24 protein-coding genes are annotated in these 22,804 nt (G+C 63.8%); 11 read left to right on the top strand and 13 right to left on the bottom strand.

Translation table 11 applies throughout. The features are described 5' to 3' along the window. Positions 1-48: 48 nt before the first annotated feature. A complete protein-coding gene (locus tag C1A35_RS28090; RefSeq protein WP_104667526.1) occupies positions 49-657 on the bottom strand; it encodes a 50S ribosomal protein L25/general stress protein Ctc in 609 nt (202 codons plus the stop codon). Between the two features lie 154 nt (positions 658-811). After that, complete coding sequence (locus tag C1A35_RS28085) at positions 812-1,993, bottom strand: benzoate/H(+) symporter BenE family transporter (protein WP_104667525.1); 1,182 nt, start codon at positions 1,991-1,993, stop codon at positions 812-814. Between the two features lie 250 nt (positions 1,994-2,243). On the opposite strand from C1A35_RS28085, the gene C1A35_RS28080 reads away from it, so the two are divergent. The 3 genes from C1A35_RS28080 (at position 2,244) to C1A35_RS28070 (ending at position 5,650) form a co-directional block, all read left to right on the top strand. Further along, on the top strand, positions 2,244-3,200 hold the full coding sequence (locus C1A35_RS28080; protein ID WP_104667524.1) for a helix-turn-helix domain-containing protein: 957 nt from the start codon (positions 2,244-2,246) through the stop codon (positions 3,198-3,200). Between the two features lie 382 nt (positions 3,201-3,582). Further along, the gene (adh, locus tag C1A35_RS28075; RefSeq protein ID WP_104667523.1) at positions 3,583-5,091 is read left to right on the top strand and encodes an aldehyde dehydrogenase; all 1,509 of its coding nucleotides are present in this window, start codon (positions 3,583-3,585) and stop codon (positions 5,089-5,091) included. Positions 5,092-5,251: 160 nt separating this feature from the next. Next, the gene (locus tag C1A35_RS28070; RefSeq protein WP_104667522.1) at positions 5,252-5,650 is read left to right on the top strand and encodes a DUF779 domain-containing protein; all 399 of its coding nucleotides are present in this window, start codon (positions 5,252-5,254) and stop codon (positions 5,648-5,650) included. Positions 5,651-5,659: 9 nt separating this feature from the next. Here the strand turns inward: C1A35_RS28070 and C1A35_RS28065 are convergent, their stop codons facing one another. Then, complete coding sequence (locus C1A35_RS28065; RefSeq protein WP_104667521.1) at positions 5,660-6,565, bottom strand: LysR family transcriptional regulator; 906 nt, start codon at positions 6,563-6,565, stop codon at positions 5,660-5,662. A 117-nt stretch (positions 6,566-6,682) separates the two neighbouring features. Between C1A35_RS28065 and C1A35_RS28060 the strand changes: the two genes are divergently transcribed. Next, the gene (locus tag C1A35_RS28060; protein ID WP_104667520.1) at positions 6,683-7,711 is read left to right on the top strand and encodes an aldo/keto reductase; all 1,029 of its coding nucleotides are present in this window, start codon (positions 6,683-6,685) and stop codon (positions 7,709-7,711) included. A gap of 72 nt (positions 7,712-7,783) precedes the next feature. Here C1A35_RS28060 and C1A35_RS28055 read toward each other — a convergent pair whose 3' ends face one another. The 6 genes from C1A35_RS28055 to lgt all read right to left on the bottom strand — a co-directional run bounded on the left by C1A35_RS28055 (position 7,784) and on the right by lgt (position 13,943). Beyond that, a complete protein-coding gene (locus C1A35_RS28055) occupies positions 7,784-8,716 on the bottom strand; it encodes a ribose-phosphate pyrophosphokinase (RefSeq protein WP_034788749.1) in 933 nt (310 codons plus the stop codon). 207 nt (positions 8,717-8,923) lie between these two features. After that, positions 8,924-9,757, bottom strand: a complete 834-nt coding sequence (locus tag C1A35_RS28050) for a hypothetical protein (RefSeq protein ID WP_104667519.1) — start codon at positions 9,755-9,757, stop codon at positions 8,924-8,926. Between the two features lie 86 nt (positions 9,758-9,843). Further along, positions 9,844-10,995 carry a M24 family metallopeptidase gene (locus tag C1A35_RS28045; RefSeq protein ID WP_104667518.1) on the bottom strand — a complete coding sequence of 384 codons (1,152 nt, stop codon included), beginning with the start codon at positions 10,993-10,995 and terminating at the stop codon, positions 9,844-9,846. A gap of 1 nt (position 10,996) precedes the next feature. Then, entirely contained in the window at positions 10,997-11,791 is a 795-nt protein-coding gene (pgeF, locus tag C1A35_RS28040) for a peptidoglycan editing factor PgeF (RefSeq protein WP_104667517.1), read from the bottom strand. Between the two features lie 151 nt (positions 11,792-11,942). Then, entirely contained in the window at positions 11,943-13,046 is a 1,104-nt protein-coding gene (locus C1A35_RS28035; protein WP_104667634.1) for a class I SAM-dependent methyltransferase, read from the bottom strand. A gap of 60 nt (positions 13,047-13,106) precedes the next feature. Further along, positions 13,107-13,943 (bottom strand): prolipoprotein diacylglyceryl transferase, encoded by an 837-nt coding sequence (lgt, locus tag C1A35_RS28030; protein WP_104667516.1) that lies wholly within the window; start codon positions 13,941-13,943, stop codon positions 13,107-13,109. A gap of 217 nt (positions 13,944-14,160) precedes the next feature. Here lgt and C1A35_RS28025 point away from each other — a divergent pair, with 217 nt between their 5' ends. From C1A35_RS28025 to C1A35_RS27995, 6 genes are all read left to right on the top strand, one after another. After that, positions 14,161-14,421, top strand: coding sequence for an accessory factor UbiK family protein (locus tag C1A35_RS28025; protein WP_077960274.1), 261 nt, complete (start codon positions 14,161-14,163; stop codon positions 14,419-14,421). Positions 14,422-14,869: 448 nt separating this feature from the next. Then, complete coding sequence (locus C1A35_RS28020; protein WP_043618087.1) at positions 14,870-15,370, top strand: YbjN domain-containing protein; 501 nt, start codon at positions 14,870-14,872, stop codon at positions 15,368-15,370. A gap of 2 nt (positions 15,371-15,372) precedes the next feature. Continuing rightward, positions 15,373-16,191: a pyrroline-5-carboxylate reductase gene (gene proC, locus C1A35_RS28015; RefSeq protein WP_104667515.1), complete on the top strand. Its 819-nt coding sequence runs from the start codon at positions 15,373-15,375 to the stop codon at positions 16,189-16,191. A 339-nt stretch (positions 16,192-16,530) separates the two neighbouring features. Then, positions 16,531-17,490, top strand: coding sequence for a LysR family transcriptional regulator (locus C1A35_RS28005; RefSeq protein ID WP_104667513.1), 960 nt, complete (start codon positions 16,531-16,533; stop codon positions 17,488-17,490). A 38-nt stretch (positions 17,491-17,528) separates the two neighbouring features. Then, the gene (locus C1A35_RS28000; RefSeq protein ID WP_104667512.1) at positions 17,529-17,870 is read left to right on the top strand and encodes a tRNA-binding protein; all 342 of its coding nucleotides are present in this window, start codon (positions 17,529-17,531) and stop codon (positions 17,868-17,870) included. A gap of 4 nt (positions 17,871-17,874) precedes the next feature. Beyond that, positions 17,875-18,438 (top strand): protein-tyrosine phosphatase family protein, encoded by a 564-nt coding sequence (locus C1A35_RS27995; protein ID WP_104667511.1) that lies wholly within the window; start codon positions 17,875-17,877, stop codon positions 18,436-18,438. 3 nt (positions 18,439-18,441) lie between these two features. On the opposite strand, the gene C1A35_RS27990 is transcribed toward C1A35_RS27995, so the two are convergent. Genes C1A35_RS27990 through C1A35_RS27975 form a run of 4 tightly spaced genes read right to left on the bottom strand, consistent with a single transcriptional unit; the run spans position 18,442 to position 21,644 of the window. After that, positions 18,442-18,945: a tetratricopeptide repeat protein gene (locus C1A35_RS27990; RefSeq protein ID WP_104667510.1), complete on the bottom strand. Its 504-nt coding sequence runs from the start codon at positions 18,943-18,945 to the stop codon at positions 18,442-18,444. A gap of 57 nt (positions 18,946-19,002) precedes the next feature. Then, a complete protein-coding gene (locus C1A35_RS27985; RefSeq protein ID WP_104667509.1) occupies positions 19,003-20,385 on the bottom strand; it encodes an ATP-binding protein in 1,383 nt (460 codons plus the stop codon). A gap of 32 nt (positions 20,386-20,417) precedes the next feature. Continuing rightward, positions 20,418-21,119, bottom strand: coding sequence for a response regulator (locus C1A35_RS27980; RefSeq protein ID WP_043618070.1), 702 nt, complete (start codon positions 21,117-21,119; stop codon positions 20,418-20,420). 51 nt (positions 21,120-21,170) lie between these two features. Continuing rightward, complete coding sequence (locus tag C1A35_RS27975) at positions 21,171-21,644, bottom strand: MarR family winged helix-turn-helix transcriptional regulator (RefSeq protein ID WP_104667508.1); 474 nt, start codon at positions 21,642-21,644, stop codon at positions 21,171-21,173. A gap of 269 nt (positions 21,645-21,913) precedes the next feature. Here C1A35_RS27975 and C1A35_RS27970 point away from each other — a divergent pair, with 269 nt between their 5' ends. Further along, positions 21,914-22,804, top strand: a complete 891-nt coding sequence (locus C1A35_RS27970; RefSeq protein WP_104667507.1) for a branched-chain amino acid aminotransferase — start codon at positions 21,914-21,916, stop codon at positions 22,802-22,804.

The following is a 22,804-nucleotide window of genomic DNA, read 5'->3' as shown; positions in this document are numbered from 1 at the left end:
TCGATGAAGTGCAGCGGGACCGGCTGTCGCCGGTCACCCAGAGGCCAATCAGGCTTCTGCTTCGCCTTCGGCTTCTTCCTTCACGCCACCGGCCGGAGCAACGATCGTTGCAACGGTGAAGTCGCGGTCGGTGATGACCGGGGTCGCGCCCTTCGGCAGCTTGATGTTGGAAATGTGAACGGCGTCGCCGACCTTGAGACCGGAGAGGTCAACGGTCAGGAATTCCGGAATGTCGTTGGCCGAAACGTTGAGTTCGACATCGTGACGAACGATGTTGAGAACGCCGCCAGCCTTGAGGCCCGGGGACTTCTCTTCGTTTTCGAAGTGAACCGGAACGGCAACGGTAACCTGGCTGTCCTTGGAGACGCGCAGGAAGTCGACATGCATGGTGAAGTCACGGACCGGATCCAGCTGGTAGTCCTTCGGCAGGACGCGGATCTTTTCGCCGTTGACGTCGATCGTGGCGACGGTGGTCATGAAACCGCCGGCGTGGATCTTCATCGTCACTTCCTTGGTGGAGAGTGCGATGGAAAGGGGGGCCTGCTTGTCACCGTAGATGACAGCCGGGATAAGACCGTTGCGACGAAGTTCACGGGAGGACCCCTTACCAACCCGTTCGCGCGTCTCGGCCTTGAGCTCGTAGGATGCGTGGCTCATGGATAGACCTTTCTATGTCTAATGCTGGAGAGTTCGTCCGCCGTGCGGAAGAACCGAAGTCGCAAGGACTTCATCCGCGTTGCCTCCAAGGGTGTCTACGCGGACGGGCGCTCCATAGACGAGATCCCCTGCAAATGCAAGCTTTGCCGCGGTTTCAGCTCTTTTTGGCGGTGAAGCGCGCAAGCGCCAGCATGGCACCGCCGGCAATCAGCCCCCAGAAGGCACCGGAAACGCCGCCGAAGCTGACACCGGATGCCGTCACAAGAAAGGTAATCGCGGCCGCCTCTCGTGTTTTTGCCTCGGTAAAGGCGGCCATGGCGGAGCTTGCAAAGGCACCGACCAAAGCGAGGCCCGCCACCGCCTCGATCAGGATCGACGGCGCCAGGCTGACGAAGGTGGTGACGGCGCCGGCAAGCAGACCGAAGAGAATGTAGAAGGCGCCGGCATTGATCGCCGACCAGTAGCGGCGATTGCGGTCGGGATGGCTATCGCTGCCGGCGCACATGGCGGCGGTGATCGCGGCAAGGTTCACCGCATGGCCGCCGAAGGGCGCGCTCAGCATCGAAAAGACGCCTGTCGTCGCAAACAGCGGTCCGGGTTGCGGGTGGTAGTCGTTGACCTTCAGCACCGCGATGCCGGGAATGTTCTGCGAGGCCATGGTGACGATGAAGAGCGGCAGGGCGATGCTGATCATGGCTGCGACGTTGAATTGCGGCGCCACGAATTCCACGGTTGGCACGAGCGCCGAGGACAAGGCGGAGAAGGCGCCGGCCGGGATCTCGACACCGAAGGCGATGACGAGCACGAAGGCGATCAGCGCTGCCGGTACCGCGTAGAGCTTGTTGATGCTGCCGACGAGCGCCCAGGCAATGAGGATCGGCAGGCCGAACAGCGGGTTGAAGGCGATCGCCTTCACCGGCGCGAAGCAGAGGCTGAGCAGCACGCCGGCAAGCATTGCATTGGCCAGCGGCGCCGGTATGGACGAGACCAGGCGGCCGAGCGGTTTCCAGAGGCCGGCGATCACCACGAGCAGGCCGCAGACGAGAAAGGCGCCGACCGCGGCGTTGAAGCCGCCCTCTACGACACCGGCGCTTGCGAGGAGTGCGGCGCCGGGCGTCGACCAGGCGATACTGACCGGTAGCCGCGTGACAGCGCTGATGACGATCGCGCAGACGCCCATGGAGATCGACAGCGCCATCAGCCCGGAGGCGGCCTGTGCTTCGCTGGCGCCGACGCCGCTCAGGCCGTGAAGCACGACGGCGAAGGAGCTGGCAAAGCCGACGAAGGCGATCAGGAGGCCCATGAACAGGCTCTGGAGCGAAAAGTCACGAAGCATGGCGGCAACCGGCTGTTGTGGGGTTGAGTCGCGGCAATATGGTCCTTTCCGCGTAGCACATTCGGGCCCGCTGTCGATATCGGCGGCGTGATGCACCGATCAAACGCGCTGACGGATGCCGGTCCTCGAACCTTCGTCTGGCTGGACCTCGACGGAAAACGACGGCTATAGTGGCGCCACTTGTATGCGGTTGCTTGGGAGATCGGCCGCATCGACTTTCCGCCGGACGACGCTTTCAGGGAGGAAGCCGATGGCTGCCGTCAGGGAACATTCGGACTATGTCTACAAGGTCGCGCATCAGCCTTCGGCGGCCGCGAGTTCGCCGATCGCCGCTTCGTGGCGGCGGTGCATGACGCTGCATGGCCTTGCGCCCGAAGAGGGGCGCCGGCCGCTGAGGCTTTCCGGTGCCGAATTCGAGCTTGCCCGGCAAAGATCGGCCGAGCTGATCCTGGAAGCGGGTGGTGAACTCGACCGGCTGTTTGCCACCGTCGGTCGGGCCGGCTGCTGCCTGCTTCTGACCGACGACAAGGGCGTGGCGCTGGAACGCCGCGGCGCCGTCGGCGACGATGCCGATTTTCGTGATGTCGGGCTCTGGTCGGCAACGGTCTGGAGCGAGGCGAGCGTCGGCACCAACGGCATCGGCACGGCGATCGCCGACGAGCGCGCCGTCGTCATCCAGCGCGACCAGCACTTCCTCAGCAGCAACATCGGCCTCAGCTGCACCACCGCGCCGATCCGCGACCATCTCGGCCGGTTGGCCGCGGCCATCGACATCTCCACCTGCCGCGCGGATGCCTCCGAGATGACGATGTCGCTCTTGTCACAGGCGGTGCGCGACGCGGCCGGACGCATCGAGGCCGGCCTCTTCCGCCGCGCCTTTGCCGGCGCGCGCATCGTGCTCGTTCCGGTCGATCGCGCCGGTCCGGCGCTGCTTGCGGTCGACCGCGACGACCTCGTGCTCGGCGCCACGCGAGCGGCCCGGCAATGGCTCGATCTCGACGACAAACGCATTGCGGCCGGCGTTCCGGCCTCCGATCTGCTGCGGGAGGATACCTCGGGTGACGCCGCCGAGCTTCCCGATGCGGAACGCGCCGCCCTTCGCCGCGTGCTGTCGCGTGCCAACGGCAACGTCTCGATGGCCGCCGAACTGCTCGGCATCAGCCGCGCCACGCTCTACCGCAAGATGAAGCGGCTCCAGGTGAATTGACCCGTCAACGCGGAAGTTGCCCCTCACCCTAACCCTCTCCCGGCAGGCGGGGAGAGGGGACGTGACGGGCCGCGACCACACAGGGTGCCGGGGCCTTGGGTTTTTGAAGACATGGCTTCGGTGGTGAGCAAGAGTCGCCGCCGCCAGGTAGCCGTTGACCTCAGCGAGCGCCGCTTGAGAAGGTCCCGGCAGGGGATGAGGGGCAGCTTCCAACCGTCTCCGTTCCCCCGCTTGCTGCATTGCAGCACGACGCCCCACGCCCGTCTGTCTCAATTCTGAAACAGATCGCGTCGCGGGCGATCGCGCCTCACTATCGAAGACAACCGATCCGCTCCACGCTCCTCCTCACAGCCCCGTTGCTGGTTTTCAGGGAGGAATGACCATGCTGCATCAGAAGATCGTCGAAAGCCCGTTCAAGCAGAAATACGGCAACTTCATCGGTGGCGAATGGCGCGAGCCGGTGGCCGGCCGCTACTTCGACAACACCACGCCGGTGACCGGCGGCGTGCTTTGCCAGGTGGCGCGCTCGGATGCCGCCGATATCGAGCTGGCGCTCGATGCCGCCCATGCCGTTCGCGAGAAGTGGGGCCGGACGTCGGCCGCCGAGCGCTCCAACATCCTGATGAAGATCGCCGGCCGCATGGAGGACAATCTCGAACTGCTTGCTCGCGCGGAAACCTTCGACAACGGCAAGCCGATCCGCGAGACCATGGCCGCCGATATTCCGCTCGCCATCGACCATTTCCGCTACTTTGCGGCCTGCATCCGCGCACAGGAAGGCTCGATCGGCGAGATCGACCACGACACGGTCGCCTATCATTTCCATGAACCGCTCGGCGTCGTCGGCCAGATCATCCCCTGGAACTTCCCGATCCTGATGGCCGCCTGGAAGCTGGCGCCGGCACTTGCCGCGGGCAATTGCGTCGTGCTGAAGCCGGCCGAACAGACCCCAGCCTCGATCCTCGTCTGGGCGGATCTGATCGGCGATCTCCTGCCGGCCGGTGTTCTCAACATCGTCAATGGCTTTGGTCTCGAGGCCGGCAAGCCGCTCGCCACCAGCCCGCGCATCGCCAAGATCGCCTTTACCGGCGAGACGACGACCGGGCGGCTGATCATGCAATATGCCAGCCAGAACCTCATTCCGGTAACGCTGGAGCTCGGCGGCAAGTCGCCGAACATCTTCTTTGCCGACGTGCTCGCTGAGGACGACGACTATTTCGACAAGGCGCTCGAAGGCTTTGCCATGTTCGCGCTGAACCAGGGTGAGGTCTGCACCTGCCCAAGCCGCGCGCTGGTGCAGGAAAGCATCTATGACCGCTTCATGGAACGGGCGGTAAAGCGGGTCGAGGCGATCCGCCAGGGCAATCCGCTCGACAGCGCCACGATGATCGGCGCGCAGGCGTCGAGCGAACAGCTTGAAAAGATCCTCTCCTATATCGACATCGGCAAGCAGGAAGGCGCTGAAGTCTTGACCGGTGGCGGCCGCAACGTGCTCGAAGGCGAGCTGTCGGAAGGCTTCTACGTCAAGCCGACCGTCTTCCGCGGGCACAACAAGATGCGCATCTTCCAGGAGGAAATCTTCGGGCCTGTCGTCTCCGTCACCACCTTCAAGACGGAAGCCGAGGCGTTGGAGATCGCCAACGACACGCTTTACGGCCTTGGCGCCGGGGTCTGGAGCCGCGATGCCAATCGCTGCTACCGCTTCGGCCGCGAGATCCAGGCCGGGCGCGTGTGGACGAATTGCTACCACGCCTATCCGGCCCATGCGGCCTTCGGCGGCTACAAGCAGTCCGGCATCGGCCGCGAGACGCACAAGATGATGCTCGACCACTACCAGCAGACCAAGAACATGCTGGTGAGCTACAGCCCGAAGGCGCTCGGCTTCTTCTGATCGGGATCTGCCTTCCCCGCCGCCCGGGGAAGGCAACAGGAGCGGGAGGGCGGGTATTCTCCTCCTTTTCCTCTCGCTCGACCAACGGCTGAGGCGTGCTCTCCACCCGCGCCTCAGCCGGCCAATGCCAGACGACGCCCATCGGGAAAGGAGGTTTGCCATGTCCGCCGAAACGACGGGAGTGACCGGGATCAACGAGCCGCGTGTGGTTGCAACCGATGCGGCGCTCGGCTTCATCGCCGAAATCCGGCGCGACCATCCGGATATCCTGTTTCACCAGTCCGGCGGCTGTTGCGACGGCTCGTCGCCCATGTGCTATCCGGCCGACGATTACATCGTCGGCGACAACGACGTGAAGCTCGGCGAGATCGGCGGCGTGCCCTTCTATATCAGCGCCAGCCAGTTCGAAGTGTGGAAACACACGCAACTGATCATCGACGTGGTGCCGGGCAGGGGCGGCATGTTCTCGCTCGACAACGGACGGGAGAAACGGTTCCTGACGCGATCGCGGCTCTTTGGCGGCGGCGAGGCCTGTGCGGTGGTTTTCCGCGGACGGTGAGCCGCGGAGCTATTTCCGCTCCCGCATGACTCTTGCCGCCATGTCGAGAAAGGCCCGCAGCTTCGGCTGGGTCTGGGCCTTCGCCGGAAAATAGATGAACAGACCCGGCGACTTCGGCAGATAGACCTCGAGCACCCGTTCGAGGCGACCGGCCGATATTGCGTCGCGCACAGAGAGATCAGGCACATAGGCGAGCCCGGTGCCGGCCTCGGCCATCTCCATGAGCATCTGGAAGTCGTTGACGGTCAGCCCGCCGGGCACGTCGACCGAGAAGTCGCGTCCCTCCCGCTCGAACTCCCAGCGGTAAATCGTGCCGGATGCCGGATAGCGATAGCGGATCGCCTCGTGGCGCGTCAGGTCCTCGGGCGTTTGCGGCCGCCCATTCCTGGCGAAATAGGAGGGCGAGCCGATCACCGCCCAGGTGATGTCGGGCGTCAGCCGGACCGCGATCATGTCGCGCTCGACCGCTTCGCCGATGCGGATGCCGGCGTCGAAGCCGCGTTCGGTAATGTCGACGGCCGCGTCGTCGATCGAGATTTCCACCTTCACGTCGGGATAGGCCTCTCGGAAGCGTGGCAGCAGCGGTGTCAGGACCAGCGGGATCGCCATGCGCGGCACGGTCAGCCGGAGATGGCCCAGGGGCCGGTCACGAAAATCGCCAAGCAGCTCATAGGCATCGGCTATCTCCGAGGCGGCGGGACGCACGCGCTTCAGGAAGGCGAGGCCTGCCTCGGTCAATGCGACGCGCCGGGTGGTGCGCACGAAGAGCTGAAGGCCGAGGCGGGCTTCCAACGCCTTGATCGTCTGGCTGACGGCGTTCGGGGTGACGCCGAGCGTCGCTGCCGCGGCAGTGAAGCTCTTTGCCTCGGCCACTGCCAGAAATTCTCTCAGTCCGTCGAAAGGATCGTTCGCCATCGGGCGATTATGAAGCAAATCTTCCAAGCCTATCAAGAGAGCTATGGTTTTTCATGGCAATCAACCTTGGCATGGTCTTTCCAACCGCAACCTGTCTCTCAGAGGATGGAGAACGACATGCAGTATACGACGCTTGGAAATACCGGTCTGGTGGTCTCGCGCCTCGCCTTCGGGGCGATGACGTTTACCGCCGGCGACCGCAGCCTCGGCGCCATCTACAAGACCGATGCAAAGGCTGCCGACGCCCTTGTCGGGCAGGCGCTCGATGCCGGTATCAATTTCTTCGACACGGCCGACGCCTATGCCTCCGGCCAATCGGAGCGGATCCTGGGTGCGGCGCTCAAGTCCCGCCGCGACGAGATGGTGATCGCCACCAAGGTCGGTTTCCGCACCGGCACGTCGCTCAACCAGGCCGGTCTGTCGCGCCGTCACATTCTCTGGTCGGTCGACGAGAGCCTGAAGCGCCTTGGTACCGATTGGATCGACGCTTACATCGTGCATAAGGAAGACCCGCATACGCCGCTCGAGGAGACGCTTGTCGCGCTCGATGCGGTCGTACGTTCCGGCAAGGTACGCTACATCGGCTTTTCCAACTGGTCGGCCTGGAAGGTGGCGGCGGCGCTGGAAATCCAGAAGGCCAACGGACTGGCGCCCTTTACCCATGGCCAGATGCACTATTCGCTGCTCGGCCGCGACGTGGAGCGCGATGTCGTTCCGATGATGCAGCGCTACGGGCTTGGGCTTTCGGTCTGGAGCCCGCTCGCCTCGGGGTTCCTCTCGGGCAAGTACACCCGCGACAATCTCGGCGATCCGGACAACCGCTATTCCGGCTTCGACATCCTGCCCTTCGACAAGGAGCACGGCTTCAAGCTGGTGGAGCGTATGCGTGCGATCGCCGACGCACATGGTGCGAGCGTGGCACAGGTGGCGATCGCCTGGCTGCTTTCGAAAAAGGCCGTGACCAGCGTGCTGCTCGGCGCTTCTAAGCCGCACCAGCTCCAGGACAATCTCGGCGCGGCCGATCTCGCTCTGACGGCGGCGGAGATCTCGGCGCTCGATGCCGAGACCGTGCCGGCGCCTGTCTATCCCAACTGGTTCATCGACAATCTCGCCGACCAACCGCTGGCGCAGGCGCTCGGAAAATAGCCGTTCCCCGCAACGAAAAACGCCGGCGCTTTGGCACCGGCGTTTCCGTGAATTTCTGGGATCGGCACAGCCTCAGTCGAAGAGGCTCGAAACCGACTCTTCCTGGCTCGTGCGGCTGATGGCTTCGCCGAGCAGGCCCGCGGTCGAGATGACGCGGATGTTGTGGGCGGACTGGACGGCGGTCGTCGGCTGGATCGAGTCGGTGATGACCAGTTCCTTCAGCATCGACGAGGTAACGCGGGCAACCGCGCCGCCGGAGAGCACGCCGTGGGTGATGTAGGCGGTGACGCTGGTCGCGCCGTTCTTCAGAAGCGCTTCGGCCGCGTTGCAGAGCGTGCCGCCGGAATCGACGATGTCGTCGATCAGCAGGCAGTCCTTGCCCTTCACGTCGCCGATGACGTTCATGACTTCGGATTCGCCCGGACGGTCGCGACGCTTGTCGACGATCGCCAGCAGACAGTCGAGACGCTTGGCAAGCGCACGCGCGCGCACCACGCCGCCGACGTCGGGCGAAACGACCATGACGTTCTTGAGGTCGTAGTTTTCCTTGACGTCACGCGCCAGGATCGGGATCGCATAGAGGTTGTCGGTCGGGATGTCGAAGAAGCCCTGGATCTGGCCGGCATGAAGATCGAGCGTCAGCACGCGGTCGGCACCGGCTTCGGTGATCAGGTTGGAGACCAGCTTGGCGGAGATCGGCGTGCGCGGGCCGGGTTTGCGGTCCTGGCGGGCATAGCCGAAATAGGGAAGCACGGCGGTGATGCGGCGAGCGGAGGAGCGGCGCACCGCGTCGATCATGATGAGCAGTTCCATCAGGTGATCGTTGGTGGGAAACGAGGTCGACTGGATGATGAAGACATCCTCGCCGCGCACATTCTCGCCGATCTCGACGAAGATTTCCTGATCGGCGAAACGGCGTACCGTCGCTTTGCCGAGAGGCAGGTTGAGATAGTTGCAGATCGCTTCGGCCAGGAGCCGGTTCGAATTACCTGCGAAAACCTTCATTGACGGACCGCCTTGAGCTGGCGCGGTCACCGTCCGGTACTTTTCCGGCAGCGGTGTGTTCCGCGCAGATTCCGAGAGCCATTCCAATCGCGGTCATTCTTTGCGGATGGCCGCCGTTCAGAGCTGATCGGCCGCTTTTTAGCGAGACTGAACTTGAATGCAAGGGGAATGCTGCGCCGCGAAGGCCAATATCCTAAAAACTTTGTGTCAACCGGCCTGAGATTGCCGCCATTCGAGATAGGCGTCGATGGTTTTGGTCGCGATTCCCTGCATGGTTGTGGCCGGCACGCCACTCCACAAATCCGTGCCGCCGCCTGGAACCTGGTCCTGTCCCTGGATGCGGTGCAGGCGGTTGCCGCTGCCGTCGAGCACGTCCCAGACATAGACGACGGTCGTCTTGTCGCCGTCCTTCAGCGCCGAGAAGTAGCCTTTGAGAATGTGTTCGCTGCTGGCGTCGGCCGAGCCCTTGATCGTAAGCCCGCGGGCGCGGGCATCCGCACCGAGCTGCTTGGAGAGCGGGGTGACGGCCTGGACCGGCGCGCCGATGATCGGCAGGAAGCGGATCGTGCCGCTCGCGGCAGCACTTGCCTTCGGCAAAGCGGCGACGTTTGGCTGGCTCTGGATTTCTTCGGCCGCGGCCGCTGTCTGCTGAACGGGCGTGTGCTGTACTGGCGCCTGTTCCACCGGCGCTTGCCGGTTCTCAATCGTGTTCTGGACGGGCTCGGAACCGGCGGCAAGCCGGCTTGCCTGTCCCTCGAAGGTGCCAGCCGGATCCGTATAGGTCGCGTCGCCGGTGGCATAGGCCATCGGCGTATTTGAAGCGGCGGGTTCAGGAGAGTAGGCCGTGGCCTGGTTGACGGGTTCGCGGCTCACCGGAACGGTCTGCGCCGACATGGCGTCGAGGTCGGATTGCGTCACCGGCGGCGAGCGGAAGGTTCCCGCGCCGACGTCAACCTGTGGCGTCAGCATCTCGGTGCTGTTGCAGCCGGCGAGCGCAATGGCGAAGCCAAGGGCTACGATGGGCGTGGTGAGCTTTCGCATGTTCAAACCGTCCGTTTTCTTCGCGGCAGTTTCCTGAAACGTCTCCTGTCGTCTGCCCGTACGAAAACAAGTCTAGGCGGATTTCCCTAAGCAGAAATGAAGTCGAGCCCATAGCGCGACAGCGCGCGCGGCGTGTCGGTTGTCGTCAGGTAGGTCTGGCCGAGCGTCATGGCGGTCCCGCTGTCGGAATCCATGATGATCATGTGCACGAACAGCGACATGTTCGGCTCGATCTCCTGGGGATTGCCGAGGTGGAACATCTGCTGCTCCATCCAGGAGGGCGAGAAGCGGGCGCCGAGCGAGTAGCCGCAGGCGTTCAGACGGTGCCGGGCAAGGCCGCGCTCGTCCATGATCCTGGCATGAACATCAAAGACGGTGCCGAATGTGTTGCCGGGGCGAAGCACCATCTCGATCGCCTGGATCGTTTCGCGGCAGGCGCTGTAGAGTTCGCGATGGCGGTTGGTCGGCTCGCCGATGACGACGGTGCGCATCATCGCCGCATGATAGTGAGCGCTGACGCCGGCCCATTCCAGCGTGAGCTGGTCCTGGCTGTCGAGCAGGCGGCGGCCGGACTTGTAGCGGCAGAGCAGCGCGTCGGCGCCGGAGCCGATGATGAACTCATTGGCCGGATAATCGCCGCCGCCGGCAAGGATCGTGCCCTGCATGGCCGCCAGAACGTCGGCCTCGTTTCCGCCGGGACGAATGAGCGGCAGCGCGGCATCGAGCGCATCGTCGGCAAGGCTCGCGGCCTTTTCGACATGGGCGATTTCGGCGTCGCTCTTGATCAGGCGCAGGCGGCCGACGAGGTGCGAGGCGTCGATCAGCTCGCCAAAGGTCTGTAGCTGCCGGTCGATCAACCGCGCGGCGCGGCCGGTCATGCCGTGGGTGTCGTACTCGATGCCGATGCGGCAGCCGAGCAGGTCGAGTTCGCTCAAGAGGTTCTTCAGATCCATGGTCGGGTCGGCATTGGCCCGGTCGACCCAGATCTCGATGCGCTCGATGTTGGATGTGTGGCGCGCCTGGCGCAGGTCGGCCGAGCGCGTCAGAAGGACCATCGAACCGTCCTTCTTGACGACCAGCGTCTGGAAGAAGCAGTAGCCGAAGGTGTCGTAACCGGTCAGCCAGTACATGCTCTCCTGGGCAAAGAGCAGCACCGCGTCCAGTTTCTCTTCGCGCATCTTCTCCGTCAGCCGCTCGAGACGGCTTGCATATTCTTCCTGGGCAAAATGAAGCGCCATGTCAGGTCCCTCGTATGCAAATGGCGGAAATCTGTCGGCCGTAGTCCGGTTCCTGCCTGTGGGTCGTGCGCCGATAGGAGAAGAAGCGCTCCTCGTCGGCATAGGTGCAGATGTCGAGATTCTCGGCGGTAACGCCCGCTTCGACCAGCCGTTTGATCGTCAGCCCCGGCAGGTCGAACATGGCATGGCCGTCGCGCTCCGAAGGCCGGAAGAACGAGGCGTAGCTTTCGTTCGCCGCGACGAAGCGTTCTACGAACTCGGAGCCGACCTCATAGTTCCGACGGCTGATCGACGGGCCGAGGCAGGCAACGATGCGCTCGCGCCGGGCGCCAAGCGAAACCATCTTGTCGATGGTGCTTTCGAGCACGCCGCCAAGCGCGCCCTTCCAGCCGGCATGCGCCGCGCCAATGACGTTGGCCTCGGCATCGGCAAAGAGGATGGGGCCGCAATCGGCCGAGAGCACGCCGAGCACGATGCCCGATGTTGCCGTCACCAGCGCATCGGCCTCGGGACGGCTGCCGTCATAGCTTTCGTCGACCACGACGGCATCGGGGGAATGGATCTGGTGCACCGTCGCCAGCCGCTCTGGCGCCGCGCCGAACCAGCGGGCAACGCGGGCGCGGTTCTCGTTGACATGGGCACGCTCGTCCTTGGAGCCAAGCCCGACATTGAGGCCGCGATAGAGCCCTTCGGAGACGCCGCCCTTTCGGGTGAAATAACCATGGGCGATTGCCGGCCCGGCCTTCTCGCTGAAAAGCGAGCTTTGCACGGGAGAGAGCGCGGCGTCATGCTGCATTGGTGTATTCGCCTTTGCTTTATCAGGAAAATCAATGGGTTTGGGGGCGCGCTCCGGCCCGGCGACTGGCTCTTGATTTGCCGGCGCGATGTTGACCCGCGACGGCAGGGCTGTCAATTGCCGAACGGCAGGGGTGCCGTCCGGGTCAGGATCAGGGCTTCGGTTTGCGGAAGGGGGAGAGCGGCACCGGCGGGCTGCTGACGGCAAGAACCTTGAAGAGTTCGCCCATCTTTCCGGCCCCGGCACCGGCGAGCCTTTCGACGTCCTGGCGGATCGTTTCCTGCGTCAGCGCATCCTTGTCGCGGCCGAGTGCGGCTGCCCGTTCCAGAAGGCCGAGACCGACGAGGAAATCGCCCTGGTGGGCAAGGCCGTTGATCTGCACGTCCTCCGTCTTGGCGCGGCGGGCAAGCTGCTCGAAGTCGACATGGCTGGTGAGATCGGCCCGGCCGGGGCTGGAAAGCGGCGGATCGTATTCGTGGTCGCGGATCGCCTGCAGCGTGTCGCCGTAGCCGGTGGCGAGATGTCCGTAGTCGATGATGACGGCGGTGCCGCCGCTGATCTTCAGCCGTTCGCAAAGGGCCGACATGACGGCGTCGCGGGCCGGCGCAATCTCGAAGATCGTGCCTTCGGCGATGCCCTGGGTCGGCGTCGGCAGAAGGTCCGGATCGATGCCGGCAACGCCGGCAGCAAAGGTCAGTTCGTCGTCAGCATCAAGGCCGACCATGCGCTCGCGGAACCCTTGCGCGGTGCGCACGAATTGCCGGATCGGAATGGCGTCGAACAGCTCGTTGGCAGCAAGCAGCAGGAAGCCTTCGGGCAAGGTCTCGAAGCTTGTGTGCCATTCCACCTTGTGCCCGTGGGCGGCGAGCGTTTCGGACTGGACCTTGCGCAGGCGCTCGCTGGTTTCGACAAGGTGCACGCTGGCGGAAGCATAGAGATCGGGCGCAAGCCGGCGCACGACGCGCAGCATGTCGGCCATCATCGTGCCGCGGCCGGGGCCGATCTCGGCGATCACGGCGCTTCCCGGTTCGCCGTGCTGCTGCCAGGCATGGACAAGGAAGATGCCGATCATCTCGCCGAAGAGTTGGCTGATTTCCGGCGCCGTGGTGAAGTCGCCCTCCTTGCCGAAGGGTTCGTGCACCCGGTAGTAGCCGTGCTCCGGATCCGCCAGGCAAAGCGAGAAATAATCGGTGACGCTGATCGGGCCGTGGGCCTTGATCAGCGCCTTGATCTTGTCCGCAAGTGGTGTCGTCATGCCTTCGTCCATTCGCCGAGGCGCGGCTCACAAAGCCGCGCACCCTTGCCTTTTCCGCTCTCAGGCGGCTGCGCGCCGCGCCCGGGCAATCGCCCAGAGGCCGGCGAGCGCCATCGGCAGCGACAGAAGCATGCCCATGGTCAGCCAGCCACCGGCAAGATAGCCGATCTGCGCGTCCGGTTCGCGGAAGAATTCGACGAAAATGCGGCTCATGGCATAACCAAGCACGAAGATGCCGGTGACAAGGCCCGGCGACTTGAGCGCGTGGTGACGGTAGATGAACCACGCCAGCACGGCCAGGAGCACGAGGCCTTCGAGTGCAGCTTCATAAAGCTGGCTCGGGTGGCGGGCAAAGGGACCGCCGGTCGGGAAGACGATGGCCCAGGGCATCGACGACAGCCGTCCCCAGAGTTCGCCGTTGATGAAGTTGGCGATACGACCGAAGAACAGGCCGATCGGCACGACGGCGGCGACGACATCGAACAGGCTCCAGAGCGCGATCTTGTTCTTTCGCGCAAACAGGATCATCGCGAGCGTGGTGCCGAGGAAGCCACCATGGAACGACATGCCGCCGTTCCAGATCTCGAGCGCGCGGATCGGGTTGGCAAGCACGGAGCCGAGATCATAAAAAAGGATGTAGCCGATGCGGCCGCCGAGCACGATGCCGCCCGCCGCCCACAGCAGGAAGTCGTCGAGTTGCTGCAGCGTGATCGCCGGCTTGTCGTCGCGCCAGAGCGGCGCATTCATGGCCAGACGCCGCGCATAGAACCAGCCCAGCAGAATACCGGCGACATAGGCGAGCCCATACCAGTGGATGGCAAGGGGCCCGATCTGGACGATGACGGGATCGATTTCGGGGAAGGGGAGGATGGCGAGGCGGGTCGCTAGGGTTTCCAATTTATTCTTCTCGTGCCGGGCCGGTTGTTTCGGCGGAACATGGCGAGCGATTTCACCCCGGTCAAGGGCGGCGATGCGCGGCCAGCACACAGGGTCGTGAAGGGAGCCGTGATGGCGCGCGTGATTTTTCTTGCATCGGGCCGCCGGTGACCCTACCTGAAACCCATGGACCGCATCGCTCTTTATGGAGGCGATGGCTGAAATGGAGATCGCGACGATGAGCACAGGCACCAACCGCATGCTGGATGACTTTGCCAAGCTGATGACCGATGCCGCAGGCGCCGCTCAAGGCGTGCGCCGCGAGGTTGAAACGGCCTTCCGGGCGCAGGCGGAGCGGGCGCTGAATTCGCTCGACGTGGTCAAGCGCGAAGAGTTCGAAATGGTCAAGGAAATGGCCATCAAGGCGCGCGAGGAAAACGATGCGCTTCTCGCCCGTATTGAGGCTCTTGAAGCGCGTCTCGTTGACGAGGGCAAGTAACGCGATTCCCTTGAAATAACGGCATTTCAGCGTTTTTACTTCGCCCGCGGACCTCTTCTGCGGGCGTTTTGCTGTCGTCAGACAGCATGCGTCTGAAACGGCGCGATGGGTGGTTAATAAAAGCTGAAAAGTTTTCCACCTGTGGACACTGCCAAAAAACCCTTATGGCAGAGTCAGTTAAGCTCAACCGCTTCATTCACATGACAACGTGGGCGCGATTGTTCACGGCTATTTTTGGGCCGAGGGGCTGGCAGCCTGACTCCGCCATTATACACTGATTTTAAATGATGATTCGAAACGAACCACGTAAGCTCCGGGCAGGGTAAGTCAGCCAGGATGGATGTGAGTTCAGCAATCATAGTGTGTTTGTAATCGGTGTTGGGTTTGCAGCGTTGCGTCGTGTGAACGTGATGACGCTTGCCCATGCCACACCTATACAGGGTGATGCATGAGCCTTTTGGAAATGGAAGTCGAGCGCCAATCCAACCCGGTCGATATGATCGAGTTCGTGGCTGCCAATAACGACTGGTCGTTCGAACGATCCGGCGAAGACGAAATCGCCATGACGGTCGAAGGCAAGTGGGCGGACTACCACGTTTCCTTCTCCTGGATGGAGGAATTCGAGGCGTTGCACCTTGCCTGTGCCTTCGACATCAAGGTGCCGGAAAGCCGGGTCAACGAAGTCATCCGCCTGCTCTCCCATATCAACGGGCAGGTGCTCATGGGTCACTTCGATCTGTGGCGCCAGGAGGAAGTGGTGATCTTCCGCCAGTCGCTGCTGCTTGCCGGCGGCGCCGAGCCCACGAATCAGCAGGTCGAAGTGCTGCTTTCAAGCGCACTCGACGCTTGCGAATCCTATTATCAGGCGTTTCAATTCGTCGTCTGGTCCGGCATGGACGCGCAGCGCGCCGTCGATGCGGTCCTGTTCGAAACGGTTGGAGAAGCCTGATCATGACCAATGCCGCTTCCGGGCCCATCGTGCTCGTCGGCGCCGGCAATATGGGCGGCGCCATGCTTTCCGGCTGGCTGAAGAGCGGTGTGAAGGGCGCCGACGTTCTCGTCGTCGATCCCGGTCCGCCGCCGGCCATGGCACAGCTCATTGCCGACAACGGCGTCACGCATGCGACCTCGGCGCCGGCGGGTGTCCAGGCGGGCGCGATCTTCCTCGCGGTCAAGCCGCAGGTGATGGAGGCGGTCTTGCCGCCGCTGAAGTCGCTCGTCGGTACTGACACCGTCATCGTTTCGGTCGCAGCCGGCAAGACGCTTGCCTTTATCGAAACCCATCTGGGTGCCGCGGCGACCGTGCGCGCCATGCCGAACACGCCGGCGATGATCGGCCGCGGCGTCACCGGCGCCTTTGCCAATGCCCGCGTCAGTGATCAGCAGCGCGCCCAGGTTCACGATCTCCTGAAGGTCAGCGGTCCGGTCGAATGGGTCAGGACCGAAGCCGAGATCGATGCCGTCACCGCCGTTTCCGGCAGCGGGCCGGCCTATGTCTTCTACCTCGTCGAGTGCATGGCCGAGGCGGGCCGCAAGGCCGGCCTTGAGGCGGACCTTGCCATGCGGCTCGCGCGCGAAACCGTCGCAGGAGCTGGCGAACTGTTGCACCAGTCCCCCGACGAAGCGGCGCGCCTGCGCCAGAACGTGACTTCGCCCGGCGGCACCACCGCTGCCGCCCTGTCCGTGCTCATGGCCGACGACGGCATGCAGCCGCTGTTCGACAAGGCGATCGCCGCGGCGCGCAAGCGGGCGGAAGAACTGGCGGGCTGAGCCCGCAGGGCCACCGGTGCCGTGATGGTGCCGGCGGCTATGGCGTGCGCGTGGAAGCGACGGCAGCGCGTGTACTCTGTTGGCGGCGCGCTTGCCGGCCGAGCAGAAACCTCCAGATCGCCCTTGCTGTCCGGCGGCATGTCTTGCCGATCGCGGCGCTGCGCTGACGCCGCGCCCAGGAATGCAGCTGGTAGCTCATCGGCACATTGATCCGCTGATCGTCCATTTCCGTCACCCTTCAGCTTTGCCATCTGAGTTCCGGCTCAGGCTACAACCCATCGCCGACCGCGATAATCCATGATAATTTCGGTTCATCTGTGACGACATGGAATAGATGAGATGGATCGACAGGAAGCCATGGCGGTGTTTCTCGCCGTCGTCGAGGAGGGCGATTTCTCGGCGGCGGCGCGGCGGCTGCGCATGACGCCGTCGGCGGTCAGCAAGATCGTCGGCCGGCTGGAGGCGCGCCTCGGCGTGCGGCTGCTGCAGCGCTCGACGCGCAGCATCAGCCTGACGAGCGAAGGCAGCGCCTATGCGGAATCGACCCGCCGCATCCTCGGGGACATCGAGGATGCGGAAATCGCCATCCAACCGGGGGCGGTGCCGCGCGGGCGGCTGCGGGTGAGCCTGCCCAGCGCCTTCGGTCATCGCCTGATCGTGCCGATGCTGCCCGACTTCATAGCGCGCTACCCCACGATCGATCTGGAGCTCGATTTCAGCGACGCGGTCGTCGATCTCATGAGCGGTGACGCCGACGTTGCGATACGGGTCGCGGCGCCAAGCGACAGCACGCTGGTGACGAGGCGCCTGGCATCGAACCGCCGCGTCATCTGTGCGGCGCCGGGATATCTTGAACGGCACGGCGTTCCGAAGACGCCCGACGACCTGCAGCGGCACGTCTGCCTCGCCATAACCGCGCGCGGCCGCCTCAATGTCTGGGAGTTCCAGGATGGCGATGGCCGGCGCGCGATCCGTGTCCGGGGCTCCGTCGAGGCCAACAGCACCGAAGCGCTCAGGCGGCTTGCGCTTGCGGGCATCGGGATCGTGCGGCTCTCGGAGATTCTGGTCGGAGAAGACATCAGGGCGGGCTGGCTGGTGCCGCTTCTGACCAATTGCAACTATGCCGAGGCGGAACCGATCACGGTCGTCTACCCGCACCGGCGCTTCCTGCCACCGCGGGTGCGGGTCTTCGTCGATTTTCTTGCCGAGCAGTTCGCGCGCCGCTCATGGGAGGAGGCCAGATTTCGCGGGGAGCCTGCCGAAGTCGGCGCGCTTCCGGAATCTCCTCCGATGCTTTAATCCGGCGGCGGAGAATTTTTCATGCAAAGGGATTTGTGATGGCGGAAACGATTGAATTTGCTGATTTCGAGCGCGTGGATATCCGCGTCGGCACCATCGTCGAAGCCGAGCCTTTCCCCGAAGCCCGCAAGCCGGCCTTCAAGCTGAAAATCGATTTCGGTCCGGAAATCGGCATAAAAAAGTCATCAGCCCAAATCACGGTGCATTATCGTCCGGAGGATCTCGTCGGGCGGCAGGTGCTGGGCGTGGTCAATTTTCCGCCGCGTCAGATCGGGCCTGTGCGCTCGGAAGTGCTGACCCTGGGCTTTGCAGACGAGGCCGGCGCGATCGTGCTGGCTGCCACCGAACGGCCGGTCCCCAACGGCAAGAAGCTGATGTGATCCCATGACCATTGCAATCGAAGCGATCCCCGAACGCGTCAAGGTGTCCTGCCTGTGGCGCGCTGCCGATGCCGCGCGCGACTGGCGCGCAAGCCACGTGCTCTCACTGCTCGATCCGGAACTGCCGGATGCCGATGTGCCCGTCATTGCCGACGCGAGCCACCGGGTCGTGCGCATGCGCGACCAGGAAAATCCGAACGCCACGCAGCATTTCCCGGATCTGGTGCTCGAGGTGTTCGAGGCCATGCGCCCCTCGGCGGAGGACGTGGAGAGCCGCATTCTCGTGCATTGCCATGCCGGCGTCAGCCGCTCGACTGCCTTTGCCTATGGGCTGATCGCCCATCAGCTTGGGGCAGGGCGGGAGGACGAGGCCTTCCGGGCGCTGCTGACGATCACGCGCAAGCCCTGGCCGAACCGTCGCATCATCGAGATCCTCGATGCAGCCCTTGGCCGCGACGGGCGGCTGCTGGCGCCGCTCGACGTCATGCGCGCACGCCATCCGCGCCGCATCGATGCCTGGCACCGTTTCAACGAACGGCGCGGCCTGATCTCGATCTACAAGCGCTAGAAATCAGGCGTCGGTGCGCACTGCTTCGGCGTAGCGTTTGAGCGAGCGGTTGTAGCGGGGAAGGTGCCGCGACAGGCTGCCGAGCGCGAGTGCCGCCGCCTGTTTTGCCTGCCCGGTATCGACGAGGCAGAGCGCCAGGAAGGCGACGACCGCATCGTCGAGTTCGTCCGCCGGCTGGGTCAGCTCGGCGTTCAGAAGCGCGACGCCTTCATCGGCGCGGCCAAGATTGCGCAGCGTGCTCGCGAGCTGGATGGTGGCGCGCCGCCGGCGAATTCCCTGAAGGCCGTTTTCCAGCGCCTGCCGGTAGAGCCGTTCGGCTTTTGCTTCATTGCCCGTCGAATCCTGCGCCGAGGCTCTTTCGAACAGTCCGATGGCGTGTCCCGCCGGCAGTTCGGCGGCAAGGGCATCGATACGTGCTAGGAAAGCGTCCACGTCGACAGTGTCGAAGGCTGCCCAGAGTTCGGCGACCCGTCGTTCCCAATCGCCCCAATTGATGGCGTCTGCCATTGCCCGCTTCCCCTCAGCCTCGATCGCCGACAGCAGTGTCCCGCCCGGGTGGGAAGGTCAAGCCGGTACGCGCACGGTTGCCCTCAGGCCCCCGAGCGGACTGTCGCCGAGCGTGACGTTGCCGCCGTGGCTGCGGGCAATGTCGCGGGCGATCGCCAGCCCAAGGCCGGTGCCGGAGCTGTCGAGATTGCGGGCCTCGTCGAGGCGGAAGAACGGTTTGAACACGTCCTCGCGCGAACGTTCGGGAATGCCTGGACCATCATCGTCGACGGTGATCGTCAGCCACTTGGCACTGTGGCGTGCATCGATCTTGACGGTGTTGGCGTAGCGGTAGGCGTTGGAGGCGATGTTGGCGACGAGACGGGTGAAGGCGTTCGGGCGCACGCGAACCTCGTCCTCGCCCTCGACGGAGGTGGTGAGCGTCTTGCCGAGCAGCTCGGCTTCCGCCGCAAGCCGGGTCATCAGATCGCTGAGCTTGAGCTGGCCGACATCTTCCTCCGCCTCGCTGCGGGCGAAGGCCAGATAGCCCTCCAGCATGTTCTGCATGTCCTCGACATCCTGGTTGAGGCCGTCGAGGTCGGGATTGTTGCCGGCAAGCGCCAGCTGCAGCTTGAAGCGGGTGAGGATGGTTCTAAGGTCGTGGCTGACGCCGGTCAGCATCGCGGTGCGCTGCTCGATCTGCCGCTCGATGCGCTCGCGCATCAGGATGAAGGCGAGGCCGGCGCGACGGATCTCGTCGGCGCCGCGCGGCGCGAAGTCGTCGATCTTCTGGCCCTTGCCGAAGCTCTCCGCCGCCTTCGTCAGCGCCAGGATCGGCCGGATCTGGCCGCGTAGGAACAGGATCGCGATGGTCAGGAGCACCAGCGAGGCGGCGACCATCCAGACGAGGAAGATGTGGGTGTTCGATGCATAGGCCTGGTTGCGGCGGGCGTAGACGCGCAGGATGCGGCCATCGTCGAGCTTGATGCGGATCTCGACGAGCTTGGAATTGCCGACCGTGTCGATCCAGAAGGGGCGGCGGAGCTGGTTGGAGATTTCCTCGCCGAGGATCTGGTCGAGGATTTCGAAGAAGGGGCTGGGGCGCGGCGGCGGCAATTCGCCGGGCGGGTCCACGGAAATGCTGAGATCGAGCTGCTCGCGGGCGATGCGGATGATCTCCGCAATGTTGCGATCCTCGGGGAAGGTGTCGATGAGATCGACGATCGCCGCGATGTCGCCGGTCACGGCCGCCGACAGGCGCTGCGTCACCAGCTGCCAATGGCGCTCCATGAAGATGAAGGCGACCACCGACTGCAGAAGCACCATGGGGATGATGACGATCAGCAGCGAGCGGGCGTAAAGCCCCATGGGCAGGCGACGGCGCAGCCAGCGGGTGAAACGCCTCCAGGCATTGTCGCTCGCCCCTGTCGTTCCTTGCTCTATGCCGTCAAAGCTTGCCATTGTTTGCCGCGCTCATCGGAAGGGCTGCCACTTCAGTCCACGCTCAGCCGGTAGCCGATGCCGCGCACCGTCTGCAGCCAGACGGGGTTGGAGGGGTCATCCTCGATCTTGCGGCGCAGGCGGTTGATCTGCACGTCGATCGTACGCTCGCCGACTTCGGCGTCGTCGCCGATCAGCTCGTGGCGCGGGATCGTTTCACCGGCGCGCTGCGAGAAGAGCGTCATGATCTCCTGCTCGCGGTCCGTCAGGCGGATGTGGTCGGCGCCGCGCCTAAGCTCCTTGCGCACCACCGAGAAGGTATAGGGGCCGAAGATGACCTGGTCGACCTTGGGAGCCTGGGCCGGCTGGTTGCGGCGCAGGATGTTGTTGATGCGCAGCACCAGTTCGCGCGGGTCGAAGGGTTTGGACAGATAGTCGTCGGCGCCGGCCTCGAGACCCTCGATGCGCGAGTTCGATTCCGCCAGCGCCGTCAGCATCAGGATCGGCACGGTCTTGATCTGCCGGAGGCTCTGGGTGAGCGAAATGCCGCTTTCGCCCGGCATCATCACATCGACGATCAGAAGGTCGAAGTCGAGGCCGACGAGTTTGCGGCGAGCTTCGTCGGCGTCGGACGCGGTCGTCACGCGAAAGCCCTGTTCGACCAGATACCGGTTGAGCAGATCGCGGATGCGCCGGTCGTCGTCGACGACCAGAAGGTGAGCCGCATCGTCCGAGACAGTCGCTTTTGTCGTCATTCCACGCTTCCCAAGTTCCAGGCCAAGTCCGCGCTAGGGCGGGTCTCAGTCTCAGTCGTTGTTCTTCATACCGGCGAGAAAGCACTTGACCGTTTCGCGCGCACCCGGACCGGTTCTTGCCAATGCATCCGCTATGCGGCGGGACTGTGGCTCGGCAAGCGCACGCGCCAGCGCCTGGCCTTCTTCCGTCGTATAGAGCATGCGCTGGCGCCGGTCCTCGGGACCGGTCTCCTGGCGGATATAGCCGGAATCGATCAACTGCTTCAGCACGCGGGCAAGGCTCTGCTTGGTGATCTTCAGCGTGTCCAGCAGGTCGGCGACGGTCATGCCGGGCTCCCGGTCGACAAAGTGCACGACGCGGTGGTGCGCCCGTCCGAAGCCGCTCTTTTCAAGGATCGCATCGGGGTCGGAGGTAAAGTCGCGATAGGCGAAGAAGAGCAGCTCGATGATCTCGAAATCGATCGTATCGTCATCGGTGGCGGCATCGCTCAGATACCGGGTGTTCTCTTTGGATTGGCCGGCCACGCGGTCATTTCCTTTCAGCCTGATTGCAACTTGCGAAACATTCGGAAAAATACGTCAGCTTTATTGACATATTTTTACCGTGTCGATAGCGTCCATGCTCGGTAAGCGAGACATTTGGCATTGGCAACATCTGGAAAGGATATGCCGTGCCGTTCCGATCGCAAATCCAAAATCACGAAATTGAATTTTCCCTCAATCAGTTTGCCGATAGACTGAAAGCAGGACGATAATCAACTAAGAATGGCGCGCATGCGCCGGAGGATGACACCATGGCAGCGGTTCCTTTTGATCAGTTGGACGGACAGATCTGGTTCAACGGCGAGTTCGTCGCGTGGAAGGATGCCAAGATTCACGTGCTGACCCACGGTTTGCACTATGCCAGCGCGGTCTTTGAAGGCGAGCGCGCCTATGGCGGCCGCATCTTCAAGCTGACCGAACACAACCAGCGCCTGCATCAGTCCGCCGAGATCCTCGGCTTCAAGATCCCCCATTCGGTGGAGGAACTGGATGCCGCCAGCGTCGAGCTCCTGAAGCGGCAGGGCTTCTCCGAGGCCTATGTCCGGCCGATCGCCTGGCGCGGCAGCGAGAGCATGGGCGTTTCGGCGCAGAACAACCGCATCAATGTCGCCATCGCCATCTGGCAGTGGGGCAGCTACTTCAACCCGGCGGAAAAGCTCAAGGGCATCCGGCTCGACATTGCCGAATATCGCCGCCCGGATCCGCAGACGGCGCCGTCGAAGTCGAAGGCCGCCGGCCTCTACATGATCTGCACCATCTCCAAGCATGCGGCCGAGGCCAAGGGCTATGCCGATGCGATGATGCTCGACTATCGCGGCCGGGTGGCGGAAGCGACCGGCGCCAACATCTTCTTCGTCAAGGACGGCGTCATCCACACCCCGGTGCCGGATTGCTTCCTCGACGGCATTACCCGCCGCACGGTGATCGAGCTTGCCAAGCGCCGCGGCTATGAAGTGGTCGAGCGGACGATCATGCCGGAGGAACTGTCCGGGTTCAGCGAGTGCTTCCTGACCGGGTCCGCCGCCGAAGTGACGCCGGTCTCCGAAATCGGGCCTTACCGCTTCACGCCGGCGACGATCTCAGAAACGCTGATGAACGACTACATGAAGGAAGTCTACCCGGTCGCCGCGGCCGCCGAGTAA

This window comes from Ensifer adhaerens, from assembly GCF_002940685.1.
Classification (GTDB): Bacteria; Pseudomonadota; Alphaproteobacteria; order Rhizobiales; family Rhizobiaceae; genus Ensifer; species Ensifer adhaerens_E.
Note: the sequence above shows the minus strand (reverse complement) of the source record. Positions and strands in the feature narration are given on the sequence as shown.

Coding starts and splice junctions, on each gene's coding strand:
- C1A35_RS28085 (WP_104667525.1), bottom strand. CDS start 1,993: ATGCTTCGTGACTTTTCGCTCCAGAGCCTGTTCATGGGCCTCCTGATC.
- C1A35_RS28020 (WP_043618087.1), top strand. CDS start 14,870: ATGAGCCTTTTGGAAATGGAAGTCGAGCGCCAATCCAACCCGGTCGAT.
- C1A35_RS28035 (WP_104667634.1), bottom strand. CDS start 13,046: ATGACGACACCACTTGCGGACAAGATCAAGGCGCTGATCAAGGCCCAC.
- C1A35_RS27985 (WP_104667509.1), bottom strand. CDS start 20,385: ATGGCAAGCTTTGACGGCATAGAGCAAGGAACGACAGGGGCGAGCGAC.
- proC (WP_104667515.1), top strand. CDS start 15,373: ATGACCAATGCCGCTTCCGGGCCCATCGTGCTCGTCGGCGCCGGCAAT.
- C1A35_RS28055 (WP_034788749.1), bottom strand. CDS start 8,716: ATGAAGGTTTTCGCAGGTAATTCGAACCGGCTCCTGGCCGAAGCGATC.
- C1A35_RS28070 (WP_104667522.1), top strand. CDS start 5,252: ATGTCCGCCGAAACGACGGGAGTGACCGGGATCAACGAGCCGCGTGTG.
- C1A35_RS27970 (WP_104667507.1), top strand. CDS start 21,914: ATGGCAGCGGTTCCTTTTGATCAGTTGGACGGACAGATCTGGTTCAAC.
- C1A35_RS28060 (WP_104667520.1), top strand. CDS start 6,683: ATGCAGTATACGACGCTTGGAAATACCGGTCTGGTGGTCTCGCGCCTC.
- C1A35_RS28000 (WP_104667512.1), top strand. CDS start 17,529: ATGGCGGAAACGATTGAATTTGCTGATTTCGAGCGCGTGGATATCCGC.
- C1A35_RS28080 (WP_104667524.1), top strand. CDS start 2,244: ATGGCTGCCGTCAGGGAACATTCGGACTATGTCTACAAGGTCGCGCAT.
- C1A35_RS27995 (WP_104667511.1), top strand. CDS start 17,875: ATGACCATTGCAATCGAAGCGATCCCCGAACGCGTCAAGGTGTCCTGC.
- C1A35_RS28005 (WP_104667513.1), top strand. CDS start 16,531: ATGGATCGACAGGAAGCCATGGCGGTGTTTCTCGCCGTCGTCGAGGAG.
- C1A35_RS28025 (WP_077960274.1), top strand. CDS start 14,161: ATGAGCACAGGCACCAACCGCATGCTGGATGACTTTGCCAAGCTGATG.
- C1A35_RS27990 (WP_104667510.1), bottom strand. CDS start 18,945: ATGGCAGACGCCATCAATTGGGGCGATTGGGAACGACGGGTCGCCGAA.
- C1A35_RS28065 (WP_104667521.1), bottom strand. CDS start 6,565: ATGGCGAACGATCCTTTCGACGGACTGAGAGAATTTCTGGCAGTGGCC.
- C1A35_RS27980 (WP_043618070.1), bottom strand. CDS start 21,119: ATGACGACAAAAGCGACTGTCTCGGACGATGCGGCTCACCTTCTGGTC.
- C1A35_RS28050 (WP_104667519.1), bottom strand. CDS start 9,757: ATGCGAAAGCTCACCACGCCCATCGTAGCCCTTGGCTTCGCCATTGCG.
- adh (WP_104667523.1), top strand. CDS start 3,583: ATGCTGCATCAGAAGATCGTCGAAAGCCCGTTCAAGCAGAAATACGGC.
- C1A35_RS28090 (WP_104667526.1), bottom strand. CDS start 657: ATGAGCCACGCATCCTACGAGCTCAAGGCCGAGACGCGCGAACGGGTT.
- pgeF (WP_104667517.1), bottom strand. CDS start 11,791: ATGCAGCATGACGCCGCGCTCTCTCCCGTGCAAAGCTCGCTTTTCAGC.
- C1A35_RS28045 (WP_104667518.1), bottom strand. CDS start 10,995: ATGGCGCTTCATTTTGCCCAGGAAGAATATGCAAGCCGTCTCGAGCGG.